This window comes from Parashewanella curva (assembly GCF_003675895.1).
GTDB classification, from domain to species: Bacteria; Pseudomonadota; Gammaproteobacteria; order Enterobacterales; family Shewanellaceae; genus Parashewanella; species Parashewanella curva.
The window spans coordinates 71,720-87,984 of sequence record NZ_ML014763.1; the positions used below are offsets into that span (position 1 = coordinate 71,720).

12 protein-coding genes are annotated in these 16,265 nt (G+C 41.1%); 9 read left to right on the top strand and 3 right to left on the bottom strand.

Features of this window, described 5'->3' with window-relative positions:
• Nucleotides 1-11 precede the first annotated feature (11 nt).
• Nucleotides 12-428: a GNAT family N-acetyltransferase gene (locus D5018_RS06455; protein ID WP_121838193.1), complete on the top strand. Its 417-nt coding sequence runs from the start codon at nt 12-14 to the stop codon at nt 426-428.
• 37 nt (nt 429-465) lie between these two features.
• Here D5018_RS06455 and D5018_RS06460 read toward each other — a convergent pair whose 3' ends face one another.
• Nucleotides 466-1,497, bottom strand: a complete 1,032-nt coding sequence (locus tag D5018_RS06460) for a DUF2608 domain-containing protein (RefSeq protein ID WP_121838194.1) — start codon at nt 1,495-1,497, stop codon at nt 466-468.
• Between the two features lie 459 nt (nt 1,498-1,956).
• Between D5018_RS06460 and D5018_RS06465 the strand changes: the two genes are divergently transcribed.
• The 5 genes from D5018_RS06465 to D5018_RS06485 all read left to right on the top strand — a co-directional run bounded on the left by D5018_RS06465 (nt 1,957) and on the right by D5018_RS06485 (nt 10,414).
• Nucleotides 1,957-2,871 (top strand): TolB family protein, encoded by a 915-nt coding sequence (locus D5018_RS06465; RefSeq protein ID WP_121838195.1) that lies wholly within the window; start codon nt 1,957-1,959, stop codon nt 2,869-2,871.
• A gap of 45 nt (nt 2,872-2,916) precedes the next feature.
• A complete protein-coding gene (locus tag D5018_RS06470; RefSeq protein WP_121838196.1) occupies nt 2,917-6,087 on the top strand; it encodes a glycoside hydrolase family 2 TIM barrel-domain containing protein in 3,171 nt (1,056 codons plus the stop codon).
• A gap of 88 nt (nt 6,088-6,175) precedes the next feature.
• Nucleotides 6,176-7,645 (top strand): solute:sodium symporter family transporter, encoded by a 1,470-nt coding sequence (locus D5018_RS06475; RefSeq protein ID WP_121838197.1) that lies wholly within the window; start codon nt 6,176-6,178, stop codon nt 7,643-7,645.
• Between the two features lie 543 nt (nt 7,646-8,188).
• The gene (gene galK / locus D5018_RS06480; protein WP_121838198.1) at nt 8,189-9,346 is read left to right on the top strand and encodes a galactokinase; all 1,158 of its coding nucleotides are present in this window, start codon (nt 8,189-8,191) and stop codon (nt 9,344-9,346) included.
• Nucleotides 9,347-9,382: 36 nt separating this feature from the next.
• Complete coding sequence (locus D5018_RS06485; RefSeq protein WP_121838206.1) at nt 9,383-10,414, top strand: aldose epimerase family protein; 1,032 nt, start codon at nt 9,383-9,385, stop codon at nt 10,412-10,414.
• A 5-nt stretch (nt 10,415-10,419) separates the two neighbouring features.
• Here the strand turns inward: D5018_RS06485 and D5018_RS06490 are convergent, their stop codons facing one another.
• Both D5018_RS06490 and D5018_RS06495 read right to left on the bottom strand, forming a co-directional pair.
• On the bottom strand, nt 10,420-10,830 hold the full coding sequence (locus D5018_RS06490; RefSeq protein WP_121838199.1) for a hypothetical protein: 411 nt from the start codon (nt 10,828-10,830) through the stop codon (nt 10,420-10,422).
• A 365-nt stretch (nt 10,831-11,195) separates the two neighbouring features.
• Entirely contained in the window at nt 11,196-12,194 is a 999-nt protein-coding gene (locus D5018_RS06495; RefSeq protein ID WP_121838200.1) for an NAD(P)H-quinone oxidoreductase, read from the bottom strand.
• A 157-nt stretch (nt 12,195-12,351) separates the two neighbouring features.
• Here D5018_RS06495 and D5018_RS06500 point away from each other — a divergent pair, with 157 nt between their 5' ends.
• The 3 genes from D5018_RS06500 to D5018_RS06510 all read left to right on the top strand — a co-directional run bounded on the left by D5018_RS06500 (nt 12,352) and on the right by D5018_RS06510 (nt 15,920).
• Nucleotides 12,352-13,335 (top strand): cytochrome-c peroxidase, encoded by a 984-nt coding sequence (locus D5018_RS06500; RefSeq protein ID WP_121838201.1) that lies wholly within the window; start codon nt 12,352-12,354, stop codon nt 13,333-13,335.
• A gap of 14 nt (nt 13,336-13,349) precedes the next feature.
• Nucleotides 13,350-14,951 (top strand): methyl-accepting chemotaxis protein, encoded by a 1,602-nt coding sequence (locus D5018_RS06505; RefSeq protein ID WP_121838202.1) that lies wholly within the window; start codon nt 13,350-13,352, stop codon nt 14,949-14,951.
• Between the two features lie 111 nt (nt 14,952-15,062).
• On the top strand, nt 15,063-15,920 hold the full coding sequence (locus D5018_RS06510) for a MaoC/PaaZ C-terminal domain-containing protein (protein WP_121838203.1): 858 nt from the start codon (nt 15,063-15,065) through the stop codon (nt 15,918-15,920).
• Nucleotides 15,921-16,265 lie beyond the last annotated feature (345 nt).

Consider the following 16,265-nt stretch of genomic DNA (forward strand, 5'->3'; position numbering starts at 1 on the left):
AGGAAAACGAAATGAAGATCGAAGTCATTCATGAACACGATACGAATACCTACGATGCCCTCGTTTCAGGTGTGCGCGAATACAACAAACAAAAATTGGCTGGTGAAGTTTCTCAACCACTCTCAGTGGTTTTGCGTGACGATAACCAAACAGTCATTGGTGGTGTAGCAGGTCGAACCATATACCAAACTTTTTTCATCGAAGTATTATGGGTCGATGAAATAGCAAGAGGGCAAGGTATCGGGCGTCGACTGATGGAGCTAGCCGAAACTGAAGCCATAAATCGAGGCTGTGTTATGGCTCAAGTGGATACTTTAGCGGTTCAAGCACCAGACTTTTATCAATCCTTGGGGTTTGATGTCATTGGTATTGCTTCAGGGATCACCCTCGATCATGATAGATATTTTTTGAAGAAAAGTTACATCTAAAGGTTAGGGCGTGCCCTAACCTGATCAAGGGGGTCGGCTAAGCAGGAAATTTAACTAATTCTTTTTTGCGTTTTTCAGCATAAATATTTTCGTGCCATTGTCTATAAAGTGGCGATAGTTCTCTATAGATCTGGCTTAATGTATCTGTCCCTAAGCACTTTCCCCATAGTCCGGTTATCGTGTCACAATGTTTTTTAGACATTTGAATTGCTAGCATATTTTCTGTCGAGCCTAAATATTGAACCGTTATCACTCTGTCACCGTATATTTTCTTCACATCTTTTAAGTTACTAGAATCATTATCAATGAATATAATTAAAAGCTCTTTCGATTCCCTCTCAAGTTTTTCTAATCTGGATTTTAGCATTTCACCTTTATTCCGAGGCTCAAATCGACTTTTAGGTTCGAATGAATCGAATTCTGAGCAAGGAAATGAGGGCTGTAGTGTTTGTAGCTTAGATTTGAGGTTTGATTCTCCCTCTGTATGGGTTAAAAGAATAAACCTTGAATTCGGAAAAGTTGATTTTAGCAATTTTAATTTGTCGTCTAGACTTCCTGCTTCGGTATATTGTTGCTCATAAGTCTTGAGGTCTTGCTGAATCATTACATCGTCCAAATCCCAAGCAAAATATCCAACCTTTAAATTATTATCAACAGTCTCTGAAATTAAAGGTGCTAGGTGTGACAGCTCCCATATTTGTAGATCAACGCCTTCTGGTTTCTGAGTAGAAACGAGTATTTTATCAAGAGGGTTAGTTTTTGCTGCAGCAGTCAGATCTGTAAGATTGAGTTTCATATGGCTTTCACGAATTGCTTTCAGTCTAGTTTGTTTCTTTGGATTAGATACTTCCGAGCTTGCTACGACATCTTGTTTTTTATCAGAAGTCGCTGCTTGTGAGGAATCGGTATGAAATTCGCTTAGACCTTGATTTGTTTTTATTGGGGTGACGGTATGTACTGCCAGTAGACTTACTGTTTTGGCAACCAATTCTGCAGCCAGCATGTTCACGGCACCCTCAACTATTGGGGACGTGGGCGCTGACGAATGGGGTGATGGAGTTGCTGACATAATTGCGCACCTATCGTGAACAGTTTCCTTAATACTACAACACTCAAATTAACAGATACTTTTCAAATGATTAATTATTACTAACCATTACTAGAGACCATATACGGCCTCTAGGCCGTGTTGATCTTTCAGGATTAAATTTTGTGCTATTTGAGCACTTTTCTGTTCAAGGCATGAGCAGTGAAGCTTAGTCATCTAAGTGAGCTGCTCACAACACAGAACAGGAAGTGCTCAAAAGCATCGAAGACAGCGTAAATTGGTCACTTTTGCTGCGTTATCGTCTGCTTATGTGGGGCAGCCACACTTCACAAACTCTGCCTTGCATAAGATAACCAATTTATCGCTGAAAAAATAAACACGAAAGATCAACACGCCCTAATGTGCTTTGGTTTAGATTGTATACAATCCTATAAAACTTAGTTATTGTGTTGTTATTTTGTTAAATACAAGAGCAATAATATGAAAATAAAACTCAGTTTAGCGCTAGCAAGTTTTTGGATTGCACAAGGTGTTCTTGCGACAGGCACCGATATTTCAATTTATCCTTTAAGTTTTGATACCAAGACCCAGCAATGGTCAATCGGCAAAGGTCAAGCTGTCACCAATCGTGATGGTTATGATAACCAAGCCAGTTTTGCATTAGATGGGCAATCCATCTTCTTTTCTTCTAATCGAAGTGGTGCTCATACCGACATTTATCAATATCAATTTTTTAATGGTGACATTTACCAAATAACAAATACACCAGATGAAAGCGAATTTTCCCCGAATGAGACATCCGAAGGCTTGAAATATGTCGTAGAGCAAGGTGTCCCGCATCAGAGCGTTTGGCTTCAAAAAGGGGGCAAACCAAGAGAGCGTGCCATCAACAGTTTGATCCCATCTGGTTATTATGCGGTGCATTCAAAACTGGGGACGTTATTGTGGGCGCGCTATGCTCATGCGCTTTACTTCGAGCCTAAAGGACAGCAAGCCGATGAGCGTCATTTTGTGACTGATCATGTGGGTAGGAGTATTCATGTTGTTCCCAATCAGCAACGTTTTAGTTATGTGAAAAAGAAAATGAACGGTGATCAGGTGGTTACTGTATTTGATCCGATACGGAAAAGTCATCAAGAGATAGTCAGTTTAGGTTCAGGAAATGAAGACTATGCTTGGAGCGGTCAAGCATTAACTCAATCTGCATGGTTATTCAATTTGGATGGCACTGAGCTAAGAGCTTGGCGTTTAGAGCAAAAGCCTTCTTCGACGATACCAATGAGTTGGCAGTCAGTAGCAGAGATTACGCCACCCTCAGCACGACATCACAGTCCTTATCGTATCGCAGTGAGCCCTGATAATCGGTATCTCACCATTGTTTGGAATCGTAACTAGTACGCACGAGTTAAGGAAGATTTTTGCGTAAAAAAAGAGGAAGGCATGGGAAAATTTCAAAATAGCCTGCTATCGAGTATCTGGTTAGTGGGAAGCATTTTAGGAACTGATGTATGCGCCAAAGAGCCGTGGCGGGATCACTTGCGCTTTGAGGATAATAAATTACCGCCTCATGCCAGCTTTTTTCCTTATTCTTCCTCTTTACTGGCGATAAAAGACGAGTCCAGTAAAAGCCCCAATTACTTTGATTTAAATGGTATTTGGCAATTTCATTTTGCTGATAATCCTCAAAAAGCGCCTAAAGGCTTCACTCAAGCAGGTTTTTCAACAAAAGATTGGACTTCAATTCAAGTGCCTGCCAATTGGGAAGCGCAAGGGTATGGCCATGCCATTTATTTAGACGAGCGTTATCCTTTTGATACAAAGTGGCCTGAAGCGCCTACAAAATATAATCCAACGGGCAGTTACCGAAAAGTGATTACGCTGCCTGATAGTTGGCAAGATAAGCAAATCTTTTTACATGTCGGTGCAGCTCGCTCGGCATTAACAGTGTATCTAAATGATAGCTATATCGGCTATAGCGAAGGCGCTAAAACGCCAGCAGAGTTCGATATCACCCACGCACTTAAAGCGGATGAGAATGTGATTGGTATGCAATTGATCCGCTGGAGTGACGCCAGTTACCTTGAAAGCCAAGACATGCTGCGTTTATCGGGTATTGAGCGTGATGTGTACTTGTATGCCACAGAAAAGCAGCGAATTGCAGATATTGATGCCGCTTACCAATTGAATAGTAAGCTTGATACTGCTCAGCTGAGTTTAACTGTCGATCTCGTTAATCACGATTCGCCTAAAGCCATTCAATTGGAGTACCAGATATTTTCTCCGGTTGGAAAAGTTGTTGCCAGTGAACGTCAATCTAACACACTAACAGCTAAAGGCTCATTAGGTTTTAGAGCCATCCTGAACGCTCCTATCTTATGGACAGCTGAAACCCCGCATTTATATCAATTGATGATGAATTTATACGATAAGCAAGGTGAGCTATTACAAAGTAGCAGCCAAAAGATAGGTTTTCGTAAAGTCGACATTCACAAGGGGCAGCTGCGGGTTAATCATCAACCGATCCGTATTCGAGGTGTGGATCGCCATGAAACCGATCCTCAAACGGCGCATGTTGTGAGCAAGGAGAGAATGCTGCAAGACATACGCTTGATGAAGCAAAACAACATTAATGCGGTGCGTTCGAGCCATTACCCTAACGATCCATATTGGTTAAAACTCACCGATAAATATGGCTTGTATGTAGTCGATGAAGCCAATATTGAATCTCACCCTCTAGCCATTAGTGATGACACTCAAATTGGTAATGAAATGAGCTGGCTACCGGCGCATTTAGCCAGAGTGAAGCGCATGGTGGAGCGGGATAAAAATCATCCTTCTATCATTATTTGGTCTTTAGGTAATGAAGCCGGTGAGGGCGAATTATTTGAATCATTGGCACATTGGATCAAACAGCGAGATCCCAGTCGCCCTGTACAATATGAGCCAGCAGGTTTGTCTGAATATGTGGATATTTATGCTCCTATGTATCCTTCGATTGAAAAAATCGAAAGTTACGCCAAAAAGCATAAAGATAGACCACTTATTATGATCGAGTACGCTCACGCTATGGGGAACTCTGTTGGTAATTTGCAAGATTATTGGAACGTGATTGAACGTTACCCCAATTTACAAGGTGGCTTTATTTGGGATTGGGTGGATCAATCTCTTGAGCAAGTAAACGCTAAAGGCCAAAAGTATTGGGCTTATGGTAATGACTATCATCCGACAATGCCTACAGATGGTAACTTTTTAAATAATGGGCTAGTTGATCCTAATCGAAATCCACATCCACATTTATCCGAAGTTAAAAAAGTTTATCAGCCCATTCAATTTACTGATTTTAGCTTTGATAAAGGTGTGGCTACTATCACCATTAACAATCACTATAACTTTATCGATCTAAATGGGTTTGATTTGGTTTGGCATGTGCAAAAAGATGGTGTCACGGTTAAAACTCAGCGTCGTTCAATGCCAAAGCTTGCAGCCCATCAACAAATCAAACAACAATTGCCTATTGATACAGAATTTGATCCCCATACTGAATACCACTTACTGATCGAAGCCAAAGTAAATCAACCGCAACCGCTATTACCCAATGATCATTTAATCGCTTTTGAGCAATTTCAGTTAGCAAAGGCTAAACCACAGCAAGATTTTATGCTCAAACCTGAGTTAGGCAGCTCTGGTGATCAAATTGAGTTATTGGTTACTGCAGCTGAGGTTCGCTATCAATTTAATCGGCATTCTGGCTGGCTAGAGCAAATCATTCATCAGGGGAAGCCACTGTTAAAGCAGCCATTAAAGGTAAATTTTTGGCGAGCTCCCACAGACAATGATCTCGGTAATGGCATGCCTAAATGGGCTGACTTTTGGCAAGATGCTGGGACAGAGTTAACGCTTAACGATATTCATTCAAATGGTGATTATGGAGTTACGACCCATCATCTGCATCCATCAAAAAAGTTTGAGTTAATCACAAATTATCGCATAGGTGCTCATGGCGCTTTAGCTGTCGAAGCTCAATTTGTTCCTCTAGTTGATGGCTTGGCCGATTTACCCAAATTTGGCTTTACGACTCAGTTGCCGTTCAATCAACGTTTTTTACATTACTTTGGTCGTGGTCCAGAAGAAACCTATGCTGATAGGTATTCAGGTAATCCATTAGGTTGGTATCACCTTCCTGTTGAACAGGCTTTTCATCGCTATTCTCGACCACAGGAAACTGGGCAGCGTACCGAGGTTAGATACGCTGCGGTAACCGACGAAAAGCAATCTGGATTATTAGCGGTAGCAAGCAAAGAATTACAAACCAGTCTCTGGCCTTTTGCGTTGTCAGACATTGACTTTAGAACGGGCGATGCTTCGAATTCCGCTTCTGGCTTAGTGCCCGTCACTCAGAATCATGGTGGCGAAATACCGTTTCGGGAGTTCATGACGTGGAACATTGATGCCAAGCAAATGGGCGTCGGTGGAGATACTTCGTGGGGAAGACCAGTGCATGACGCTTATCGCATCCCTGCAAAAAAAATGACATTTCGTTTTAATTTACTGCCAATTTACAGTGAACAGGATATCCAACAAATTGCGAGGGAAATATGGCAGCCTAACTAGCTCTCGATACGCCATAGGGGACGCGAAAGTGACCGTGTCATTATGGTTTTAGTTTGCAGAGCAGAGATTGATAAAGTAGGAGTTAACAATGGATGCATTCATCCAAGTAAGCGTATTTTTAGGCTTAACTTTGTTAGTGGCACTCATCACTTATGTTCGATGCAAAAAAGTAAAGCGTGATCCCAATGATACTAAAGATTATTTTCTCGCTGGCGGTGGCTTAAACTGGGTGGTTGTCGCTGGCTCTTTGATGATGACCAATATCAGTGCTGAGCAGATTGTTGGAATGAATGGCGCTCAAACACTATTGGTTGCATGGTGGGAAATTGCCGCCGCCATAGGGCTGCTAATTTTAGCGAAATGGCTTATTCCCATTTATTACAAATACAATTGCACCACAACTACAGAATTACTTGAGCGTAAATATAATGATAAAGGCATTCGAGCTATGGTCTCTGTGCTGTTTATGCTTGGGTATGCTTTCATCCTACTTCCTGTCGTTTTATATACAGGTTCTCTATTCATGAAATCCATGTTTGGACTTCATATTCCGATTATAGTGATCGCCATTTTGTTCGCCGTGGCGGGAGCAGTCTATGCTATTTTTGGCGGTCTTCGAGCAATTGCGATTTCAGATACTCTTAACGGTGTTGGCTTGATCGTCATGAGTCTTATTGTCTCTTATCTTGCAATGAACGCGATTCATTGGGATTTTTCCGGCATCCCAGCAAGTAGCCTTACATTAATTGGTGATAACACTTCTGATATCCCATGGCCAACATTGTTTACAGGGATGATTTTCATTCAGATCTTCTATTGGGGAACCAATATGGTGATCACCCAGCGGGCGTTAGCGGCTAAGTCGGTAAGAGAAGCGCAAAAAGGGTTATACGGTGCGGTATTTACTAAATTTCTTACCCCGCTGGTCGTCGTACTTCCTGGTATTGTGGCGTTAAAACTTTATGGTGATGTGGGTGATGTGGCTTATGGTAAGTTAGTTGGCGACATTTTACCTCACTGGCTTTCAGGTGCGTTTGCTGCTGTGATAGCCGGTGCTGTGTTGAGTTCATTTAACTCATGCTTGAACTCTGCAGCAGCTCTTTATACCTGTGATATTCACCAAAACTATTTTAATGCTGATGCCGATCCAAGAAAAATCGGTACTCGGGTTGCGTTGTTATTTACCGTGCTCTCACTCTGTTTAGTGCCAATTTTTGCTAAAGCATCCAGCATCATTGCATTTTTACAACAGCTCAATGGTTTATACTCTATGCCGGTACTCGCTGCATTTATTTGCGCTTTGATGTTTAAAAACGTTCATGCTACAGCGATTAAAATAGGTTTAGTGTTTGGAGTGGCTCTGTATTCGGTATTTACTTTTGTGTGGCAGCCATGGGGATTACACTATATCCATCTGATGGCCATTACCTTAGCCGCCACAGTAGTATTTACCTTGATGCTAAGCCGACTGTGGTTGCAATACCCGTCAACTGAATCAGCTAGAATATCTAAAACAGAGCCATTGGCGTTGCAGGATCGAGTTACGATGATAGATTAGGTTGTTCTAGTTAATTAACCTCAGCTCTGCATAAGCAAACCTCTACAGCACAGCTACTTACCCGTATTTCTCTGTTAGAACAGCCCGAAATAGACCAGCTATTACGGACTGTTCTGCCTTGAACTACTTGCAACTAGCAGCACTGTAGATTCAATATTACTTTTTCTTTTTGAAACCAAACCGTTGTTGATTTCTTTATACAGAGCTCAGGTTAAATAGGGGGCGTTCCCAATTAGATTTTTGATTGACCGACATACACTGCTGTCGTTACTACGTTTAATCCACTAAACTTCAATCTTCGTGCCTTGATTTTGCAAATTTTAGGGAGTAACAAATCAAAAAGTCTTTAATTGGGAAGGCCCCCTAGTGACATCTCGCTTTGAAGCATGATATAACTCAGGTTAATAATATGATAATTATAGCCGGTAGACGCCATTGAAGTGTTAACGGTTTATTATTTGATGAGAGGTGGGCGAAGGGTATTAATGCTCTTGAAAGTTAAGCCTCTCCCAAATATCAATACCATGGGAATCTTGAAGTTATATGCCCTCGCCAACACAACGTGCAACTAAATTATTTGTAAGAACATTTGGTACCAGTCCGGATGCCTGCTTTCAAGCACCAGGACGTATTAACTTAATGGGCGAGCACACAGATTATAACGAAGGGTTTGTGTTACCCGCTGCTGTGAATTTTCGAGTCCTTGTAGCAGTGAAACACCGCGAAGATAACTTGTTTCGGGTTGTAACAGATATCGATTCAGAAGACTTTGTTGAGTGGACATTTGGGCAAGAAGATCTTGAAAGCAAAGAGTTTCACTGGAGTCATTATTTAAAAAGCTTTACTGCTGCACTGGCAATGTCAGGACTAGAATCTACAGGTGTAGATGTGGCCATTATTAGTGATATACCAGTAGAGCACGGCTTTTCGTCATCGGCGGCATTACAAATTGCTTTTGGTACTGCGGTAAATGATGCCAGTCATTTATTTTTGTCGCCTTTGGCTATCGCGCAACTCGCTCAGCGGGGGGAACACCAGTTTATGGCGCGTACCTGCGGCATGAAAGATCAGATGATCAGTGCACTCGCCGAGTCTAATCAAGCCTTGTTGATTGACTGCTTAGATTTAGATTATGAAGCGGTCACGATTCCAGACAGCCTGAGTTTGATCATTGTCCATTCTGGCAAATACGCGCAAGACGTACAGAGAAAGTTTCAATTACGTAAAAATGAATGTCAGCAAGTGGCTGAATATTTTGGTTTGGAAAGTTTACGTCATATATCGGAGTCTCAACTGAAGCAGCATCAAAACCAGTTAGCTGAACATTTATATAACAGAGCACGTCATGTGATCACCGAAAACGCTCGTACTCAAAATGCAGCCAGAGCCTTAAAGCAAGGTAATGTAAAGAAGCTCAGTCAGTTAATGGCACAATCCCATCAATCTATGCGAGATGATTTTGCAATGAGCATTCCAGAGATTGATTTGCTGGTGGATATCATTCAGCAACAAGTCGGTGATAGAGGTGGTGTTAGATTAACTGGCAGCGGTTTTGGTGGTAGTGTTGTTGCGTTAGTAGAGCATGAATTGACAGATGACGTTGTAACAGCAGTCGAGACACAATACTTGTCACAAACTGGCATTGAAGCACAAGTGTATTTATGCAGTGCCGCAGAGGCTGCAGCTAAAGTCGCTGAGTGAGCGAAGATCTGGTTAAGGGAAAGTTAAGTGATAAAAATAATAAAAATAATAAAAAAAGAGCCATGGAAAGATCCTCGTGGAGGAGAGATACAAAGAGTCACTGTTGATAATGGTATCCTTGCAATAGAAGTGCTAAGTCTCGGTGGTATCATACGGAGTTTATGGGCTCCTGACCGACATGGTGAACGACAAAATATTGTACTTGGATGTGATAGTGCTCAAGCTTATTTAGATCAAGACGCTCACTTGGGGGCGATAGCTGGTCGGTTTGCTAATCGAATTAAAGGTGGAAAATTAAGTCGTCAAGGACAGTGTTACCAACTTGATGTAAACAACCAAGATAATTGTTTACATGGAGGGAGTATTGGATTTAATCAAAAACAATGGCAGCTAGAAACATTAGAAGATGGTGTCAGGCTAACCCTAATAAGTCCTGATGGCGATATGGGGTTTCCTGGTAATTGTAAAGTGCAGCTTGATTATCGCCTTAATGGTAACAGTTTGATGGTTGACATCATCGCAATGACTGATAAACCCTGTCCAGTGAACTTAACTCAACACAGTTATTTTAACCTTGATGGTTCTGATAGTGTTGCTCAGCATCTGATGCAGAACGATTGTACTAAATACTTACAAACTGATGAGCAGGGGATCCCTTCAACTATTGAACCTGTTACGCCAGCTTTGAATTTTGGTAAAGACAGTTTATTGGCTGAGCGTTTGATTGATGCAAGTTTAGAGTCGACTCAAGGACTTGACCATTGTTATTTAATGGAAAAAACTTCTGAAACTTTGGTTCGTTTTGGCCGGATCAGCAGCCCTAAAAGTGGTAGAATGATGACCTTGTATACAAACCAACCAGGTGTTCAAGTGTATACTGCGAATTTTCTACAAGGGACGATAGGTGCTCAAGGACAAGTCTTTAAACAATATCAAGGGATTTGCTTAGAGCCGCAATTGTGTCCAGATGCCCCAAATCAACCAGAACTATTGGGACAATCTTGGCTAGAGGTGGGAGAGCAATATCATCACCTCAGCCAGTATGAGTTTGAGACAATGGAAGAGTAAGAAGTTTACTCTTCGTATTCTTCATCTGTCCAATCACTTCGAAGATCATCGACATCAGCGGTGATCTCAGGTTCTTCTTCTATGTCGATAGACTCATCTGATTTGGTAGCAACGGGCGCAATCTCTGGACTTAAATCTAAGTTCCCCTTTTGTTTACTCATGAATTCCGCTTTGGCCTGTTTCCATGCTTCAGCATAGTTCGCTTGTGCTTTTTCAAGGCTATCGTTATCCAAATCGTGCAAATTATTTTCAACAATATCTTTGACATACTCGATGATGGATTCGCGGGTTGAGTTATACAAATAAATACGACCGGGACTGGCCTCAGGTAAAGCCTGATCGTGGATAACAATAGTATTTCCACGAGCGGTTCTCAGCTCGCCATACCAAAGTTGTTTTTTGTCCATGCTGTTCATATATGCTAACACCCTTCATTCAACACATACATTCAGGGGGGATTTTTAATCCACCCGACGACAATGTTTTGCATTCGAAGAATGAAGTAACGAATGCAAAAACGGTGATTCAGTTAATATTGGTTACAAAAAGCCAATTTAGGTAAAGCCCCATTCCATCAGCTTTATACGAATTTAGTCAAAAATTTTTAGGGTTCAAGTTTTTTATAACAGTTTAATGTTAATTTTTTGCACCAGTACGCAATTTTTGTAGTTAATGTTCAGGTCGTGCTGACTTTCTTGCTTCTTTTTATGGCGGCAAAAAAGCCCTAAACAACCACATTATTAGATTGAATTATGACAACCGTTTTACAGTCTTTAGAGCTCTAATCTACAGTTAAAACAATTTTTCCTACATGAGCTTTAGATAGCATCAATTGATGAGCTTTTTCCACTTCTGATAAATCAAAAGTGCGATGGATATGAGGTAGACATAAACCTTGATTAAGTAGAGGCAAGACGAATTGTTTTAGATCAGCTGCAATGTTTGCTTTCATTTCATCGGGCTGGGGACGCAAAGTCGATCCCGTCCAGGTAATTCGCTTACTCATTAAACGGAAAACGTCCACTTGGGCTGTTATTCCACGTTGTAGTGCCACGGTTACCATGCGACCTTCATGTTTAAGTAGTTTGAGGTTCAAATTGACAAAATCTCCAGCTGCCATATCAAATACGACAGATACGCCATGCTGTCCTGTTACTTCATAAATATCATTGAACAAGGTTGGGGAAGAATACTCAAAAGTGTGGTCAGCCCCTAACGATAAACAGTGTTGACACTTTTCTTTACTTCCAGAAGTTACAATAACCGTTGCATCGAATGCCTTAGCTAGCTGGATTGCACAGTTGCCCAGACCTCCTGAAGCACCGTGAATTAGTAAGGTGTCAGAGCTGCTAAGTTTGGCTCGTTGGAACAAATTTCCCCATACCGTAAACAATGTTTCGGGTAAAGCTGCACCTTGGACCAGAGAAATAGACTCAGGCAAAGGCAGGCAGTGATCTTGATGAGCGCTAACATATTGAGCGTATCCACCACCTTGGACTAAAGCGCATATTCTGTCCCCCACTTGCCATTGCACAACTTCGTCACCTACAGCACACACTTCGCCTGAGACTTCTAACCCCAAGATAGGAGAGGCATTAGGCGGTGGAGGATAAATCCCTTGTCGTTGTGCTAAATCCGGTCCATTGACACCTGCGGCAGCAACTTTGATAAGTACTTGATTAGAAGCAATCTGCGGCAGTGGAGATTGAGTTAATGTTAACAGCTCATCTTTATGGTTAGAGACTGCTACATGGCTAAAATTAACTGGGAGTGAGCTCATATTTGACAACTATGTAAACTAAAAGAAGATGGTATTTTGTGCGCAAGTTATAACCTATTAGCCTTGTATACCGCAAATACACTTAAAGTTTTTGTTATTATTTTCGATATAAAACAATGACCATAATAATATGCTCGAAAAGAGAGACATTAACTATATGAAAGCCCGCATTTTTCTTCTATTGGGAGCCTTATTCATTTCGGGGCAATCGTTAGCAAAACCAAGTGATGCTTTTAAACGCCCCGACCACATTCCTTTTCCTGCATCAAATCCATACAGCGCTCCCAAAGCGGCATTAGGGAAAATGTTGTTTTTTGATCCAAGATTAAGCCGCAATAGAAACCTCACCTGTGCAAGTTGTCATAACCCCAGTTTTGGTTGGGAAGATGCTACTGCTAGAGCGGTAGGCAGCCAAAATACCCAACTTGGACGTCATTCTCCGAGCATCATAAATGCGGCTTGGGGAGCGTCATTTTTCTGGGACGGACGAGCGAAAGACTTAGAAGCTCAGGCTAGAGGGCCAATTGAAGCAGCGGTTGAAATGAACATTACTTTACCTGAAGTGGTAGCACGGCTTAAAAAAGTGCAAGGATATCGAACATTATTTGGTGAAGTGTTTGGTTCATCAGGTATCAATGAGCAGAACATTTTAAAGGCCATTGCTACCTTTGAACGTACCATTGTTTCTGGTGAAGCACCGTTTGATCGCTGGGTTGAAGGCGATAACAATGCTATCAATTCGGAAGCAAAACGTGGTTTTGAATTATTTATTGGTAAGGCTCGCTGTGCTTCGTGCCATTCTGGTTGGAATTTTACCGACAATGAGTTTCATGATATTGGAGTCGATGCGATTGATGAAGGTCGATTTGTTATCACAAAAAATCCGATTCATAAATTTGCGTTTAAAACCCCAAGTTTGAGAAACATCAGTCAGCGAGCACCATATATGCATGATGGTTCCATGAATGACTTAAATGTTGTTATTCGCCATTATATGAAACAAACACCATCCCGCCCAAGTTTGTCTCCATTGATGCAACCAGTTCAGCTTTCAGAGCAAGAAATTGATCAGCTGGTGGCATTTCTAAAAACCCTGACCGGTGAAGATAAAGTCATCACCTTGCCATTACTTCCTTATTAACTGGGCATCTAACAATGAAAATTAAACAAAAAATACTGCTGAGTTTTGGTGGATTAATACTTCTATTTAGCTTATTAAGCCTTTTTTTGCTAAAGCAATTAAATGAACAAGGACAACAAACAGTATTTGCTTTTAATCAACCGTTAAAAGCCGTAAATAGCAGCCATGCAGCATGGGAAACCTTTTTGGAGCTGGAAGCCTACGCTAATCGTGTTTTGGCAATGACAGAACCTAAACCAGTGGATGAAGTGAAGAAACATTTTGAATCTTTAGAGAGGCGTTTTGAACTGCAAGTGCTACAAGCTACAGAGAATAGCTTAACGGATGCCATACACACTCAATCACAAGCCATTCACCAAGCAGCTCAAGTATGGTTTAAGGGAATGGAAGCACATCTACTGGCGAGTAACCAAACACAGCTCATTGATATTCGCATTCTAGAGCGACAAAAACATCAAATCGAAAACCAGTTAACGACATTGATCGAGGAGACCATCCAAGAATCATCAAAAATGGCGATGAATGTTAAGCAAGGCATTGAATCTCAGCGAGTAAAAATGGGTATTTTGATGATGGTCATCGCCGTCATTGCCATTGTGTGGGCATTATGGGTTACCCATAATATATTGACGCCAATCAGAGCCTTATCCTCTGCAGTTGTAGAGTTAACTCGAGGAGATGGTGACTTGACAAGAAGGTTAGATGTTTCTCGTAAAGATGAAATCGGTCAGCTTTCTTCTGAATTTAATAGTTTTATTGAGAAGATACAAAGTGCTGTACGAAATATAGCTGAGTCTGTTGCCATTATGGATGATCAGCTTTGTGAATTTAAGGATATTAGCGAACAAACTCAACAAGGAACGTCTAAACAAAAAATTGAAATCAATCAGATCAGCCAATCAATTGATACAGTTGTCTGCTCAATGTCGACTATTGGAGAAAACGTTTCTGTAGCAACTGACCAAGCTGGTAATATTTTGGCAGGTACTAAAAATAGTACGCTGTTATTGGAGCAAGCCACGAAAGCACTTCGGGATCTCAATCTCAATGTCGATGAAACAGCAGAAGTGATTCATTCACTTAGTGATTCAAGTAAAGCGATTGGAAACGTACTTGAGGTGATCGAAACAATTGCCGAACAAACAAACTTATTAGCCTTAAACGCGGCGATTGAGGCTGCAAGAGCTGGAGAGGCTGGGCGTGGATTTTCTGTGGTAGCAGATGAAGTGCGCTCATTGGCCATGAAAACACAAGAGTCTATTACTGATATTCATCAAACCATTGTTCAGATCCAACAGCGAGCAGAACAAGCAAGAGAGATGATGGCCGTTGGGCAGGCTGGAACTCGACAATGTTTGAGCAATAATGACGTGCTCTCTAATTCGCTCCAGGATGTACTAGGTAGCGTTAAAAGTATTCAACAAACCAGTGAAAGTATTAGCGAGAAGAGTAAGCAGCAAATTGAAGTGTCCGACAGTGTTTCAAGCAATTTATGCAATATAGTTGTAATCGCAGAACAAACAGCACAAGGCAGTGAGACCCTTAAAACTTCGGGCGAAAAGGCCATGCAAACCATGAAAGAGGTTGAACACGCTATTCAACAGTTCAAGCTATAAGAGATTCAATTTGCTTAACCAGGCCTGTGTAAAAATAGGAATTATGCACAAGGATGTTTTTTATAGGTATAATTAGCGTTTGGTTCGCAGAAAAAAGGATAACAATTTCAAATGCAGTACAAGGTCGAGTTAACTGGCAAACCATCACTTTTATCGCTTTATCGCAAAATCTTTTTCGTTAGAAAACCGGGGTGGGACGGTAAAGCCTTACCCTCGATTCTTGTTACGCAATCAAACGTCAAGGTTTCTCATCGCCGTGCAAAGCGATATTCTGAAGTCTGTGGTTTTGAGTTTGATGGACAAATTCTTCCACCAACCTATTTACATATTGTAATGTTTCGTCTTCATGCGACCTTATTTACTCATGAGGCGATTACATTTCCCCTTTTAGGTCTGATTCACCTTAGAAATCAAATCACTCATTATCGAAATGTGACTATTGATGAGTCTATAACTTGCAGTTGTGAGTTAGTAGAAAGTGAAGTCACCGATAAGGGTATCGAGTTTGTATTTTACTCAAAAGCACTGGTTGAAAAAGAGCTGGTTTGGGAATCTCGCTCAACATACTTATATCGTAATGAAGAGAAACATCGGGCTCGTCCTCCTCGTGCTAATAACATTGCGTGGGGTAATGCCACTACTACTGATATCCCTGAAGATTTAGGACGACGTTATGCCAGCGCATCAGGAGACTACAATTTAATTCACTTGTATCCTTTTTTATCGAAGCGGTTTGGTTTTGATAAAGTATTAGTGCATGGCATGTGGTCAAAAGCATTTTGTTTATCTCAATTAATGTCAAAATTGGAAAGCTCAGCTTTTAGCATTGATGTCGCTTTTAAGCTGCCAGTGTTTATGCCGGGTTCTGTTACCTTTAATTATGAAACTAAAGAGAACGGGTTGAGTTTTGAAATGCGAGACAAAAAAGGTAAGCGGCCACACCTGACAGGTGATTTGACCTATCTATAACCTCACCTATGTATAACCAAATTAATAACTTATTAAGCCTAGAGTCGTTCCAAATTAAAGACTTTTTGATTTGTTACAGCCTAAAATTCGCAAAATCAAGGCACGAAGAATGAAAGTTAGTGGACTAAACGAAAGATGAGTAACAAAGAGTTTGCGAATTTTAGGCGTAACCCACAGGGCTGCGTTTATTTTAGTTTAAACTGCGTTGTCAAATGTTTACCTGATTCCCCATTAACTTCAGCCTAGCTTCAGCATATTCAGATTATATTTTCTGAAAGCTCACTATGAAGTTAGGTGAAACTCATGCCAAAGAATAAAATTCAGTTTCAGGCTGGCTACAGTTTG

Excerpts from the sequence above, each read along its gene's own strand:
- D5018_RS06455 (WP_121838193.1), top strand. The coding sequence starts at position 12 with ATGAAGATCGAAGTCATTCATGAACACGATACGAATACCTACGATGCC.
- D5018_RS06475 (WP_121838197.1), top strand. The coding sequence starts at position 6,176 with ATGGATGCATTCATCCAAGTAAGCGTATTTTTAGGCTTAACTTTGTTA.
- D5018_RS06490 (WP_121838199.1), bottom strand. The coding sequence starts at position 10,830 with ATGAACAGCATGGACAAAAAACAACTTTGGTATGGCGAGCTGAGAACC.
- D5018_RS06495 (WP_121838200.1), bottom strand. The coding sequence starts at position 12,194 with ATGAGCTCACTCCCAGTTAATTTTAGCCATGTAGCAGTCTCTAACCAT.
- D5018_RS06500 (WP_121838201.1), top strand. The coding sequence starts at position 12,352 with ATGAAAGCCCGCATTTTTCTTCTATTGGGAGCCTTATTCATTTCGGGG.
- galK (WP_121838198.1), top strand. The coding sequence starts at position 8,189 with ATGCCCTCGCCAACACAACGTGCAACTAAATTATTTGTAAGAACATTT.
- D5018_RS06510 (WP_121838203.1), top strand. The coding sequence starts at position 15,063 with ATGCAGTACAAGGTCGAGTTAACTGGCAAACCATCACTTTTATCGCTT.
- D5018_RS06470 (WP_121838196.1), top strand. The coding sequence starts at position 2,917 with ATGGGAAAATTTCAAAATAGCCTGCTATCGAGTATCTGGTTAGTGGGA.
- D5018_RS06505 (WP_121838202.1), top strand. The coding sequence starts at position 13,350 with ATGAAAATTAAACAAAAAATACTGCTGAGTTTTGGTGGATTAATACTT.
- D5018_RS06465 (WP_121838195.1), top strand. The coding sequence starts at position 1,957 with ATGAAAATAAAACTCAGTTTAGCGCTAGCAAGTTTTTGGATTGCACAA.
- D5018_RS06460 (WP_121838194.1), bottom strand. The coding sequence starts at position 1,497 with ATGTCAGCAACTCCATCACCCCATTCGTCAGCGCCCACGTCCCCAATA.